The following is a 12,778-nucleotide window of genomic DNA, read 5'->3' on the forward strand; positions in this document are numbered from 1 at the left end:
GGCGGCCGGACATCACGCCGTCGCGCCCGAGCCCTCCGACTCGGCGTCCTCGATCTCTTCGATCTCGCGCTCCCATGCGTCCTTCGCGAGGCGGAACCAGAGGAACACCGCGAAGCCCGCGAAGACCACCCATTCGGCCGCGTAGAAGATGTTCAGCCAGTTGAGCTGGATCTCCTGGCTCGGCGCCGGCGATGAGATCACCTCGAGTCCGTCGACGGCCTCGTCGTCCACGAGGAACGCGGTGAAGACCCGCAGCCCGTCGGCATCGTTCCACCGGTTGAGCAGGGCGGCCACCGACATGTTGTTCAGGTCGCTCGGGGCAGCGTCGGACTCCGGCTCCTCCGGTCCCTCGGGCGGGTTCAACCGTCCCTCGAGCTCAGCGGGTGCACCGGGCTCCCGGGCGTTGAGCTCATCGGCCACGCGCTCGGCGACGTCCCGGTCCTCGGTCCAGCCGAGCGCGACGGCGAGGCCGGCGCCGTCTGGTCGGTCGGTCTGGAGATGACCGGTGACCCAGTAGCCAAGCACGCCGTCGTTCACGCGGTCGCCCACGACGATGTAGTCGTTCGCGATCCAGCTTCCGACGACGCTGACACGTTGTCCGGCATCCGCCTCACGGATGCCGGCGCTCGGCTCGAGGATGTCGGCGATCGGTCGCACCGATTCCGTGTCCGTCGTGACGACCTGTCCGGATTCGATCGCGCGTGCGAGCTGCCACTGGCTGAGCGCTGCGAACGCACCCGCGACAGCCAGGGCGAGCACGAGCATGCCGATCCAGCGGGGGCGGAGCATGACGGAGCGGAGCGTCGGGCGAGGTTGCCCGGGTGTCGGGGTGCCGGGCGTCGCCGGGGCGGTGCTAGTAATCGGGCTCTCGCTTTCGTGCTGGTGGTTCCGGATCGTTCATGGCCTGCTCGACCAGCCGGTCCACAGCCGACTGCTCGGACGCCGACGACGGCGCGTCCGGGTCGGCTCCCGTGCTCTCGACGAGTGCGATCTCCTCGGCGAGCATGGGGTCCGGCCGTGGAGCAGGCACGGCCCGCTTCTTCGGTCGTCGCAGGACGACGGCACCGATCTGCTCGGAACGTCCCGCGACGATCGGCCCCATGATCGCCATGATGAGCACGTAGAGGCCCGCGAACGGTTGGATGAGTGGATTCAACCCGGCACTGAGCGACAGGGTCGCCAGGATCAGCGCGAATTCCCCCCCGGTTCTGGAGGATCACCGCGGCGTTGATCCCGGCCTGTGGTCCCAGCCCGTTCAGCCATGCCACGAATTGGCCGGCACCGACGTTGAGCACCACGGTCATGAGCACTGCGAGCAGCACGGGGACGAGCACGCTGCCGAACTTGGAGGCATCGAGTGCGAGCCCGAAGTTCAGGAAGAAGAACGCGCCGAAGACGTCGCGGAGTGGGATCGCGATCTGTTCGATCTTGTTCCGGAAGCGGGTCGCACCGAGGACGAGCCCGATGAGGAAGGCGCCGATCGCGTCCGTGACACCGAGCAGTTCGCCGATGCCGCCGAACGCGACGGCCAGGCCGAAGAACAGGATCGTGAAGAGTTCGTCGTCCTTCGTCCGGAAGAGCCGCGAGACGAACCTGCCGCCGAACCGCGCGACGGCGAACATCACGAGGATGAAGGTGAAGGCGATCGCGAGTTTGCCGATCACCGGCCACACCGCGGTCTCGCCGCTGAGCACGACTCCGACGATCGCGAGGTAGATCGCGATGAAGATGTCCTCGACGACCGTGACGCCGAGGATCATCGGCGTCTCGTCGTTGGTCAGTCGCTTGAGCTCGATCAGCAGTTTCGTGACGATCGCGCTCGACGATGTCGCGGTGATACCGGCGATGATGAGCGCCTCACGGGTGCCCCAGCCGACGAGGAAGCCGAACACGAGCCCTGCGGCCATGTTGACGAGGATGTACGAACCGCCGGAGACGATGAATTTTCCGGCGTTGCCGAAGAACTCGTCCTGGTCGAACTCCAACCCGAGGTTGAACAACAGCAGGATGAGGCCGAACACGGCGATGAGTTCGATCTGGTCACTCGCGAAGTCGAGCGGGAACCAGCCCGTGTACGGGCTCGCGAGCAGGCCGACGAGCATGTAGACGGGGATCGACGGCAGGCCGATGAGCTTGCCGAGCCTGCCGAGGATGTAGGCGATGACGAACAGGACGCCGAGGATGATGAGATCCTGGCCGAGGTGGGAGCTTTCGGTCGCGGCGGCGTGCAGCATGCCTACCCTCCCGGCGGAGCGTCGACAGCGACCTTCTTGAGGGCGCCGGAACGGAAGTAGGCGAAGGCCTTCGCGACCTTCTCGGGGCTTCCGGCCACCACGAGGGTGTCACCGGGGAAGACGCGGAAGTCAGCTGCGGGGGCCGGGTTCGCGGACTCGCCGCGGACGACGGCGACGACCGTCAGGCCGACCATGCCCTTCTCGGCCGGGTTGCCGAGCGGCTGCCCGGCGATGTGGTCCTCGTAGTCGACGGTGAACCAGTCGATGCTGAGGCCGGGGATCTGGTCGAGTGCGCTGAGCGACTCGGTGATCTGCGTGCCGCCGAGGAGCTCGGCGAGCGTGTGCGCCTCATCCTCGTTGAGTCGGAGCGACACTTTGCCGGAGTCCGCACCGTCCTCGTGGTCGGCGAAGGTGATGAGGTCGCTGTGGCCGGAACGGTGCGCGATGACGCCGACCTTGCCCCCGTCGTCGGTGACGAAGGTGTGCAGCACCCCGACGCCGGGAAGTTTGACCCGCCGAACATCCACCATGGCTGTACTCCTCAGGCTTGTTGTGGCAGTCCTCCCAGTCTATCCGCCACTCCAGACGCTCTGACCCGTTTGGGCCCGGCCATGGCGGCCGGGCCCAAACGGCTATTGTTCCCGGCGGAGCCGACGTCCGATCGCCATGCCTACAGCGGACAGCAGCAGGAACGCGATGGTCCATCCCACGAAAGCCGGAACATACGCCGCGATCGCCCCCGCCCAGGTCCGCGCCCCGATTCCGATCTGGATGAGGAACGCTGTGGCGGTGCCGACCGCGGATAGGACATAGAGCAGAAGGAAGTACCGGAGCGTTCTGCGTGCATCACGGAGATCGAGACCACGGTTCGCCCTCGTCATGCTCGACACGCGATTGGATTCAGCACGACGAATCCCAATCGATTGCGGCATTCGCCGCGATTAGAGCGGCCGTGCATACGACACCACCGACGATCGTGCCAACCCCCAACATTGCGCACACCCCCGCCATGCCGATGTTCACAATGACGTTGCCCCAAGCAGACGAAGCACACATCGATCGGGTCCTTGCATCGGCCGGCGTGATGACGAGGTGCTGGCCCACTCTGACGATTTTCGCGGCAATAGCGGTATCGCCCTCTCCGAGCTCCGGCGCCGAGAGGGACAGAAGCACATCGCCCGCCGCGCTCACCACGGTAGCGCTCTGCCCATCTGCGCTGATAGCGATCGTGTCACTCGAAGCCGTGTCAAGTGTTCCGCTCATACCGGCAACGCCGGTCTCATTCAGGTCGTCCCTCGTGAACGATCGGATAACGCCGTCGGCGCCCGTCACGCTGACCATGCCCGGGCGCAAACTCGACGCCACGATCGGCGATGAGGTCGGAACCGCTTGCGCCGGCACGGCCGAGAGCATGGTCCCAAAGACAGCGGCGACCGCAGCAATCGTTGCGAGCATTCTGTGTTGCATTGGAAATTCCTTCGAGCCGCCTTGTGATCACCACAAGGTCCCCGATCTGGGGCGCGACTGAGACTACTGAGGTCGTCGATGTCGTGCGAAAGTTCTCCACAGGCCCAGCGGACCAGGGGGGAGATCAGGCCCCTGGCACGATATCCGGAGCCTCCAGACGCACACGGTCGGCGGCCTCGTCGTTCGGCTGCTCCTGCGAGGCGCGCTCGGCGGCGACCCTCGTCAGGTAGTAGCTGACCTCCTTCTCGATACGGGCCTCGTCCCATCCGAGGACGCCGCCCATGAGACGTGCGGCCACAGGGGCGGCGGACACACCACGGTCCCAGGCCTCGATCGAGATGCGGGTCCGGCGGGCCAGGACGTCGTCGAGGTGTAGGGCCCCCTCGTGCGATGCCGCGTAGACGACCTCGGCGCCGATGTAGTCGTCGGCTCCCGGCAGCGCGTCGGCGAGCGTCGGGTCGTCCTTGATGAGGTCGAGCAGCTCGTCCGTCAGCACCCCGTAGCGGTTCAGGAGGTGCTCGATGCGCGCCGTGTGCACGCCGAAGGCGCGGGCGATCTTCCCACGCTTGTTCCACGCGGCCTGGTAGCCCTCTGCTCCGACGAGCGCGATGTTCTCGGTCGCGCTCGCGGGGATCTTGCCGTCGAGGGCGTCGGCTGCGGCATCGATCGCATCCTTCGCCATGATCCGGTAGGTGGTCCACTTGCCGCCGGCGATCACGACCAGCCCCGGGACGGAGTGCGCGACGAGGTGTTCCCTCGACAGCTTCGAGGTCTGCTCCGACTCGCCGGCGAGCAGCGGGCGGAGACCGGCGTAGACGCCCTCGACGTCCTCGCGCGTCAGCGGCACGGCGAGGATCTTGTTGACGTGCTCGAGGAGGTAGTCGATGTCGGCTGCCGTCGCTGCCGGGTGCGCCTTGTCGAGATGCCAATCGGTGTCGGTCGTGCCGATCAACCAGTGTCGACCCCACGGGATGACGAACAGGACGCTCTTCTCGGTGCGGAGCAGGAGCCCCATGTTCGACTGGAAGCGGTCGCGCGGGACCACGAGGTGGATGCCCTTCGAGGCGCGTACCTTGAACTGACCGCGCTCCCCCACCATCGACTGGGTGTCGTCCGTCCACACACCTGTCGCGTTCACGACCTGCTTGGCACGGATCTCGAACCGTTCGTCGGTCTGGAGGTCGTGCGCCTTCACGCCGACGACACGCTGCCCGACCTTGATGAAGCCCTCGACGCGCACCCGGCTCGCGACATGCGCTCCGTACGACGATGCGGTCCGGGCGAGGGACGCGACGTACCGCGCGTCGTCGACCTGGGCGTCGTAATAGGTGAGGCCGCCGACGAAGGCGTCGGCCTTCAGACTCGGAATCGAGGTTAGGACCTGACGCTTCGACAGGTGACGGTGGTGCGGCACACCCGGAGGACGACCGCCCGTCCAACTGAAGAGGTCGTACAGCAGCATGCCGGCGCCGATGTACAGGCGCTCGATGACCGGCTTGTTCAGCGGGTAGAGGAACCGGACGGGCTTCACGAGGTGGGGCGCGATCCGCTGCAGCAGCAGGCCGCGCTCGATGAGGGCCTCTCGGACCAGACGGAAGTCGAGCTGCTCCAGGTACCGGATGCCACCGTGCACCAGCTTCGACGACCGGCTCGACGTGCCACTGGCCCAGTCGCGGGCTTCCACGAGTCCGGTGCTCAGTCCGCGCGTCACGGCGTCGAGAGCGCTGCCCGTCCCGACGATGCCGCCGCCCACCACGAGGATGTCGAGTTCTTTCGACTTGAGCGCCTCGATCGCGGCGTCACGTTCCTCCATCCCCAGCTTGGTGGATCGTGACACGTTGTTGGGTGTGGTGGCCATCGTCGCACTCCGCTCGCAGAAACCGCCCCCGCGACGTCCTGCACGTGGCAGGTGCTCGTCTGCGAGGCTCTGCCTCCGAGGCTAGTCCGCGGGCATCGAGGCGACAACCGCTTGCGGAACCGGTTCGATTCCGACAGTCGACGAAGCGCCCCGGTCATGATCGACCGAGGCGCTTCGTCATCGTGTCAGTTGCCCTGGTACGGAGCGACGACGACCTCGACCCGCTGGAACTCCTTGAGATCGGAGTACCCGGTCGTGGCCATCGAGCGGCGCAGCGCGCCGATGAGGTTCGCGGTGCCGTCCGACACCGGTGACGGGCCATAGAGGATCTCCTCGAGCGATGCGACGGTGCCGACCTCGACGCGACGACCGCGCGGCAGGTGCGGGTGGTGCGCCTCGGCGCCCCAGTGCCAGCCGCCGCCGGGAGCATCGCTCGCACGCGCGAGCGCGGTACCGAGCATGACCGCGTCAGCGCCCATCGCCACGGCCTTGACGATGTCGCCGGAGGTCCCGAGACCGCCGTCGGCGATGACGTGCACGTAGCGCCCGCCCGACTCGTCGAGGTAGTCGCGGCGAGCACCGGCGACATCCGCGACGGCCGTCGCCATCGGTGCGTGGATGCCGAGCGAGGCACGCGTCGTCGACGCAGCGCCGCCGCCGAAGCCGACGAGGACACCGGCTGCGCCGGTCCGCATGAGGTGCAGGGCCGCGGTATAGGTGGCCGCACCGCCGACGATCACCGGGACGTCGAGTTCGTAGATGAACTTCTTGAGGTTGAGCGGCTCCTGGTTCTTGGAGACGTGCTCGGCGGAGACGGTCGTGCCGCGGATGACGAAGAGGTCGACGCCGGCGGCGACCACGGTCTCGTAGAGCTCCTGTGTCCGCTGCGGCGACAGGGCACCGGCGACGGTGACTCCGGCCGCGCGGATCTCGGCGAGGCGCGCGGAGACGAGCTCAGGCTTGATCGGCTCGGAGTAGATCTCCTGCATGCGGGCGGTCGCTCGGCCGACGGGAAGCGAGCGGATCTCGGCGAGCAGCGGCTCAGGGTTCTCGTATCTCGTCCAGAGGCCTTCGAGGTCGAGCACGCCGACTCCGCCGAGCTGACCCATCATGATGGCCGTCGTCGGCGAGACCACGGAGTCCATGGGCGCCGCGAGGACGGGGATCTGGAACTGGTAGGCGTCGATCGCCCAGGAGACCGAGACGTCCTCGGGGTCGCGGGTCCTCCGCGACGGGACGACGGCGATGTCGTCGAACGCGAACGCACGCCTGGCGCGCTTTGACCGGCCGATCTCAATATCCATGCTCACCGGACCAGCCTACCGGTCACCTGATGCGAGGACGGTCCGGCAGGCCAAAGCCTGCCGGACCGTCCGGATGCTGTGATGCTTGCGGCTACTTGCGGTAGTTCGGCGCCTCGACGACGATCTGCACGTCGTGCGGGTGCGATTCCTTGAGGCCGGCGGCCGTGATCCGGACGAACTTTCCCTTGGACTTCAGCTCGCTGATGTTGCGGGCACCGACGTAGAACATCGACTGACGCAGACCACCGATGAGCTGGTAGGAGACGGCGGAGACGGGGCCGCGGTACGGGACCTGTCCCTCGATGCCCTCCGGGATGAGCTTGTCGTCGCTCGGGACGTCGGCCTGGAAGTAACGGTCCTTGGAGTAGGAGGTCTTCTCGCCGCGGGTCTGCATCGCGCCGAGCGAACCCATGCCACGGTACGCCTTGAACTGCTTGCCGCCGACGAAGACGAGGTCTCCGGGGCTCTCGTCGGTGCCGGCGAGGAGGGAACCGAGCATGACGGTGTCTGCTCCGGCGACGAGCGCCTTGGCGATGTCGCCCGAGTACTGCAGGCCACCGTCGGCGATGACCGGGATGTCGGCCTCGCGCGCGGCGAGGGAGGCCTCGTAGACCGCGGTGACCTGCGGCACGCCGACCCCGGCGACGACGCGCGTGGTGCAGATGGAGCCCGGTCCGACGCCGACCTTGATGGCGTCGGCTCCTGCGTCGACGAGTGCCTGTGCACCGGAACGGGTGGCCACGTTCCCGCCGATGACGTCGACACCGGCGAACGCCGGGTCGGCCTTGAGCTTGCGGATGATGTCGAGTACTCCCGCGCTCTCGCCGTTCGCGGTGTCGACGACGATGACGTCGACACCCGCCTCGAGGAGTTGACCGGCGCGCGACCAGGCGTCACCGAAGAAGCCGATGGCCGCGCCGACGCGCAGGCGTCCGCTCTCATCCTTGGTGGCGAGCGGATACTTCTCGCTCTTGTCGAAGTCCTTGACCGTGATGAGGCCCTTGAGCTTGCCTGCCTCGTCCACCAGGGGCAGCTTCTCGATGCGGTGCTGGGCGAGGAGCGCCATGACCGCGTTGCGGTCGGTGCCGACGGGTGCGGTGATGAGACCGGTGCTCGTCATGACCTCGCTGACGCGCGTGGTCGCCTTCTCGAACGGTGAGACGAAACGCATGTCGCGGTTCGTGATGATGCCGACGAGGATACCCTCGCCGTTGACGACCGGGAGGCCCGAGATCCGGAACTGGCCGCAGAGCGCGTCCACTTCGGCCACGGTGGCGTCCGCCGTCGTGGTGATCGGGTTCGTGATCATGCCGGATTCGCTGCGCTTCACGCGGTCGACCTGCTCGGCCTGATCCGAGATCGAGAGGTTGCGATGCAGGATGCCGATACCGCCCTCGCGCGCCATGGCGATGGCCATGCGAGCCTCGGTCACGGTGTCCATCGCGCTGGAGAGCAGCGGCGTGTTCAGCGTGATGCGCTTCGTCAGGCGGGAGGCCGTCTCGGCCTCGCTCGGGATGACGTCGGTGTGCCCGGGGAGCAGGAGCACATCGTCATACGTGAGTCCTACGAATCCGAACGGATCAGGCTGGTCCATGTGTCCCTCTCATTGTGCGAAAACCACCGCAGAAACGCAGGCCCTGCCGGTATCTCCATCGTAACGGAGCAGAGTGCACCCCTATTCCACGATCCCGACAAAACCGTGCGCAGAAATACGCACAGGCGAAACATGTAGGCAATAATCAGGTTCTATCGTCGAACAGCGTTGTCCGACGCAGGAGAACGGTTCACGGAAGTGGCCCGGCACTGGAGGTGCAGTGAAGTTCACTGGAACGACCCGAGACCCGAGACTGGCACGAAGATTCGTGCTCCTCATCGCCCTGCTGTTCGGGGCGATCACCCTCTCGTCTGTATTGAGCGCGGTCCCCGCGCACGCAGACGAAGTGGGCGAGGAGTACGACTTCTACTTCGCCGGCAACGTCAAGTACGACGACAAACCACTCCAGGGCGTCAACATCACGATCGACGGCAACGGCTACAAGGCCGACGTCGACACGGATGCGGACGGCAAGTGGAAGATCGGCGTCCCCGAGAAAGGCACCTACAAGGTCACCCTCGACGAGGAGACCCTCCCGAAGGGCGTCATCGTCGCCGAAGGCGGATCCACCATCGAGGCCGAGTTCGGCCTCACCCAATCGAAATCGGTCAACTTCTTCCTCGGCGAAGGCGTCCGCGTCACCGTCAGCTTCTGGGATCAGCTGGCCGAACGCCTCGTCAACGGCGTGAACTTCGGCTTGATGCTCGCTCTGGCGGCCATCGGAGCATCGCTCGTGTTCGGCACCACAGGACTCAGCAACTTCGCCCACGCGGAGATGGTCACCTTCGGCGCGATCATGGCGCTCGTGTTCGGGGTGTTCCTGCAATGGCCGATCTGGCTGTCCATCATCATCGCGCTCGGCTTGAGCGCCGCATTCGGCTTCGCGCTCGACGCCGGCATCTGGAGACCCTTGAGACGCAAGGGCGTCGGCATCGTGCAGGTCATGATCGTCTCGATCGGCCTGTCGCTGGCGCTCCGCTACGTCTTCCTCTACTTCATCGGCGGCGGCACGTTCCAGCTGCCCGGCGCGGGCGAGGAGAACATCAAGCTGTTCGGCTCGGTGTCGCTCAGCGTCACGGACATGATCAGCATGGCGGTCAGTGTCGTGGTGCTCCTCGGTGTCGCCTGGTGGCTCGTCAAGACGAAGACCGGCAAGGCGACGCGAGCGATCTCGGACAACCCGAGCCTCGCAGCGGCCAGCGGCATCGACGTCGACCGCGTGGTCCGCATCGTCTGGATCCTCGCGGCGACGCTCGCGGGACTCTCCGGCATCCTCTGGGCGTACTTCCGCCCCGGCATCAAATGGGACATGGGAGCGCAGCTACTGCTCCTCATCTTCGCGGCCATCACCCTCGGCGGTCTCGGTACCGCCTTCGGCGCCATGGTCGGTGCCCTCATCATCGGCATCCTCGTCGAGGTCTCGACGCTCTGGATCCCGTCTGACATCAAGTACGTCGGCGCCCTCGTGGTGCTCATCGCGGTCCTCCTCGTGAGACCGCAGGGCATCCTCGGTCGTCGCGAGAGAATCGGTTAGGGGCAAGCGCATGGACTGGGGAAGCATCCTCTCGAACACGCTCGCGTGGGTCATCAGCCCGGAGACGATCGCGTATGCGCTCGCAGCGCTCGGCCTCGCCGTGCACTTCGGTTACGGCGGCCTGCTGAACTTCGGCATGGCGGGCTTCATGGCCCTCGGCGCCTACGGGTACGCCATCTCGATCCTGAGCTTCAACCTCCCATGGTGGTTGGGCATCATCGTCGGCTGCCTGGCCTCGGTGGTGTTCGCCTTCATCCTCGGCATCCCGACACTCCGATTGCGAGCCGACTACCTGGCGATCGTGACCATCGCGGCCGCTGAGATCGTCCGACTCCTGTTCACGACGCAGGTGTTCGACGAGTTCACGAACTCGGCGGACGGCCTCGGCAACTACCACGAGGGGTTCCGCGCGGCCAACCCGATCCCGCCGGGCACCTACGGCTTCGGCCCGTGGGAGCTCAACGCGAACCAGTGGTGGGTCCGGATCTTCGGCATCCTCCTGCTGGCCGTCGCAGCCCTCCTCGTGTTCCTCCTCATGCGCAGCCCCTGGGGTCGGGTGCTGAAGGGCATCCGCGAGGACGAGGACGCGGTCCGTGCGCTCGGCAAGAACGTGTTCGCCTACAAGATGCAGGCGCTCGTCGTCGGCGGCATCTTCGGCGCCCTCGGCGGCGTCGTACTCGCGCTGCCCTCCGCGGTCGTGCCGAGTGTGTACGTCACGAGTCTCACCTTCTTCATCTGGACGATCCTGCTCCTCGGCGGGGCCGCGACAGTCTTCGGGCCGCTCCTCGGCTCGGTGATCTTCTGGGTGATCATGGCGTTCCTCTCGAACGTCCTCCCGGCGCTCGTGAAGGCGGACGTCCTGCCGTTCATGAGCTCGACGCAGGCCTCCACCCTCCGGTACGTCCTCGTGGGCGTCGCGCTCATGCTGATCGTCATCTTCAGGCCGCAAGGCATCCTCGGAAACAAGAAGGAGCTGACCTTTGTCAAGTAACAGCTCACCCACCTCGCGACCTGTCAAGACCACGGGTCTGCATGTCGGCGAGATCGTCCCAGGCGTCGCGAAGGTCGATCCGATCCTCATCGCCGACAAGGTCACACGCACCTTCGGTGGCCTGCAAGCCGTCAACGTCGAGCACCTCGAGGTCCCGAGGAACGCGATCACCGCGCTCATCGGGCCGAACGGCGCCGGCAAGACGACCCTGTTCAACCTCCTCACCGGTTTCGACAAGCCGAACACTGGGACCTGGAACTTCGACGGCAAGAGTCTCGGCGGTGTCCCGGCGTTCAAGGTGGCGCGCATGGGACAGGTCCGCACCTTCCAACTGACGAAGGCGCTCGGACTCCTCACGGTGCTCGAGAACATGAAGCTCGGTGCGACCGGTCAGACGGGCGAGGGGATCTTCTCGAGCCTCGTGAAGCCGCTCTGGCGCAAGCAGGAGGAGGACCTCGAGGTGAAGGCGATCGACCTGCTCCGGCGGTTCAAGCTCGACACGAAACGCGACGACTACGCGGCGAGCCTGTCCGGCGGACAGCGCAAGTTGCTCGAGATGGCACGGGCCCTCATGAGCGACCCGAAGCTCGTCATGCTCGACGAACCGATGGCCGGCGTCAACCCGGCGCTCACGCAGTCACTGCTCGACCACATCCTCGCGCTCAAGGACGAGGGCATGACCGTCCTCTTCGTGGAGCACGACATGCAGATGGTCCGTCACATCGCCGACTGGGTCGTCGTCATGGCCGAGGGCAGTGTCGTCGCTGAAGGGCCTCCTGACACCGTCATGGAGGATCCTGCGGTCATCGACGCCTACCTGGGCAGCCACCAGGACGTCGACCTCGGCGTCGTGACCGGTCGGATCGCCGGCGAGGACAGTGCCGAGGCCGAAGAACTGCTCGCCCAGATCCAGGAAGAGCGACTCGCGGCCGGAGCCGCACCCGAGGAGGACCAGAAATGAGCGATGCACAGAGTGCCCCGGTCGGCGGCACCGCGGTCAGCACGGCGGACATGGTCGTGGAGGTCACCGACCTCACGGCCGGTTACCTCCCGGGCGTCAACATCCTCAACAGCGCGAACCTGACGGCGCGCAAGGGTGAGCTCATCGGTATCATCGGCCCGAACGGTGCCGGCAAGTCGACGCTCCTCAAGGCGATCTTCGGACAGGTGAAGGTGCGCAGCGGCCAGGTGCTCTTGAACGGCGAGGACATCACCGGGTTGAAGGCGAACCGGCTCGTCGCACGAGGTGTCGGGTTCGTCCCGCAGACGAACAACGTGTTCCCGAGCCTCACGATCGAGGACAACCTGAAGATGGGACTCTTCCAGAAGCCGAAGCAGTACAACGAACGACTCGAGTTCGTGACGGGTATCTTCGGTGAGCTCGGCAAGCGCCTCAAGCAGCGGGCTGGCTCGCTGTCCGGTGGTGAGCGTCAGATGGTCGCGATGTCCCGTGCCCTCATGATGGATCCGCACGTGCTGCTGCTCGACGAGCCGTCAGCCGGACTCTCGCCGGTTCGACAGGACGACGCCTTCATCCGGGTCTCCGACATCAACAAGGCCGGTGTGACGACGATCATGGTCGAGCAGAACGCGCGGCGGTGTCTGCAGATCTGCGACCGCGGGTACGTCCTCGATCAGGGCCGGGACGCGTACACCGGAACAGGCCGCGAACTGCTGTCCGACGACAAGGTGATCGGCCTGTACCTCGGCACCCTCGGCCAGGACGAGGACTGATCAGGGCGAACGCCACTCGCCAAGGACCCGGGTGCTTCGGTACCCTCGAACAAGTCCGTCTC

At 66.2% G+C, this 12,778-nt stretch carries 12 protein-coding genes and 1 pseudogene; 4 read left to right on the forward strand and 9 right to left on the reverse strand.

Annotated features, from left to right (window positions below):
- Positions 1–12 precede the first annotated feature (12 nt).
- From ABMA10_RS15940 to guaB, 9 genes and pseudogenes are all read right to left on the reverse strand, one after another.
- On the reverse strand, positions 13–789 hold the full coding sequence (locus ABMA10_RS15940) for an SURF1 family cytochrome oxidase biogenesis protein (RefSeq protein WP_347868660.1): 777 nt from the start codon (positions 787–789) through the stop codon (positions 13–15).
- A gap of 64 nt (positions 790–853) precedes the next feature.
- Positions 854–1,156: a hypothetical protein gene (locus tag ABMA10_RS15945; RefSeq protein WP_431031542.1), complete on the reverse strand. Its 303-nt coding sequence runs from the start codon at positions 1,154–1,156 to the stop codon at positions 854–856.
- A 103-nt stretch (positions 1,157–1,259) separates the two neighbouring features.
- Positions 1,260–2,234, reverse strand: a pseudogene (locus tag ABMA10_RS15950) (cation:proton antiporter); the annotation flags it as partial.
- Positions 2,235–2,236: 2 nt separating this feature from the next.
- Complete coding sequence (locus ABMA10_RS15955) at positions 2,237–2,764, reverse strand: cation:proton antiporter regulatory subunit (protein WP_347868662.1); 528 nt, start codon at positions 2,762–2,764, stop codon at positions 2,237–2,239.
- Between the two features lie 102 nt (positions 2,765–2,866).
- Positions 2,867–3,115 carry a hypothetical protein gene (locus tag ABMA10_RS15960; protein ID WP_347868663.1) on the reverse strand — a complete coding sequence of 83 codons (249 nt, stop codon included), beginning with the start codon at positions 3,113–3,115 and terminating at the stop codon, positions 2,867–2,869.
- Between the two features lie 19 nt (positions 3,116–3,134).
- Positions 3,135–3,701, reverse strand: a complete 567-nt coding sequence (locus ABMA10_RS15965; RefSeq protein WP_347868664.1) for a hypothetical protein — start codon at positions 3,699–3,701, stop codon at positions 3,135–3,137.
- A 124-nt stretch (positions 3,702–3,825) separates the two neighbouring features.
- Positions 3,826–5,559 (reverse strand): glycerol-3-phosphate dehydrogenase/oxidase, encoded by a 1,734-nt coding sequence (locus ABMA10_RS15970; protein ID WP_347868665.1) that lies wholly within the window; start codon positions 5,557–5,559, stop codon positions 3,826–3,828.
- A gap of 185 nt (positions 5,560–5,744) precedes the next feature.
- Positions 5,745–6,863, reverse strand: coding sequence for a GuaB3 family IMP dehydrogenase-related protein (locus tag ABMA10_RS15975; RefSeq protein ID WP_347868675.1), 1,119 nt, complete (start codon positions 6,861–6,863; stop codon positions 5,745–5,747).
- 91 nt (positions 6,864–6,954) lie between these two features.
- Positions 6,955–8,457: an IMP dehydrogenase gene (gene guaB, locus ABMA10_RS15980; RefSeq protein WP_347868666.1), complete on the reverse strand. Its 1,503-nt coding sequence runs from the start codon at positions 8,455–8,457 to the stop codon at positions 6,955–6,957.
- Positions 8,458–8,677: 220 nt separating this feature from the next.
- Here guaB and ABMA10_RS15985 point away from each other — a divergent pair, with 220 nt between their 5' ends.
- From ABMA10_RS15985 to ABMA10_RS16000, 4 genes are read left to right on the forward strand one after another with little or no spacing between them, the layout of a single operon-like run.
- A complete protein-coding gene (locus ABMA10_RS15985; protein WP_347868667.1) occupies positions 8,678–9,991 on the forward strand; it encodes an ABC transporter permease subunit in 1,314 nt (437 codons plus the stop codon).
- Between the two features lie 10 nt (positions 9,992–10,001).
- Entirely contained in the window at positions 10,002–10,982 is a 981-nt protein-coding gene (locus tag ABMA10_RS15990; RefSeq protein ID WP_347868668.1) for a branched-chain amino acid ABC transporter permease, read from the forward strand.
- Entirely contained in the window at positions 10,972–11,943 is a 972-nt protein-coding gene (locus ABMA10_RS15995; RefSeq protein WP_347868669.1) for an ABC transporter ATP-binding protein, read from the forward strand. Before ABMA10_RS15990 ends, ABMA10_RS15995 begins: the two co-directional genes overlap by 11 nt.
- The gene (locus ABMA10_RS16000; protein WP_347868670.1) at positions 11,940–12,716 is read left to right on the forward strand and encodes an ABC transporter ATP-binding protein; all 777 of its coding nucleotides are present in this window, start codon (positions 11,940–11,942) and stop codon (positions 12,714–12,716) included. The genes ABMA10_RS15995 and ABMA10_RS16000 overlap by 4 nt, the downstream gene beginning before the upstream one ends.
- The last annotated feature ends 62 nt before the right edge of the window (positions 12,717–12,778 follow it).

It is taken from the genome of Plantibacter sp. RU18 (assembly GCF_050613355.1).
In the GTDB taxonomy this organism is placed as follows: domain Bacteria; phylum Actinomycetota; class Actinomycetes; order Actinomycetales; family Microbacteriaceae; genus Plantibacter.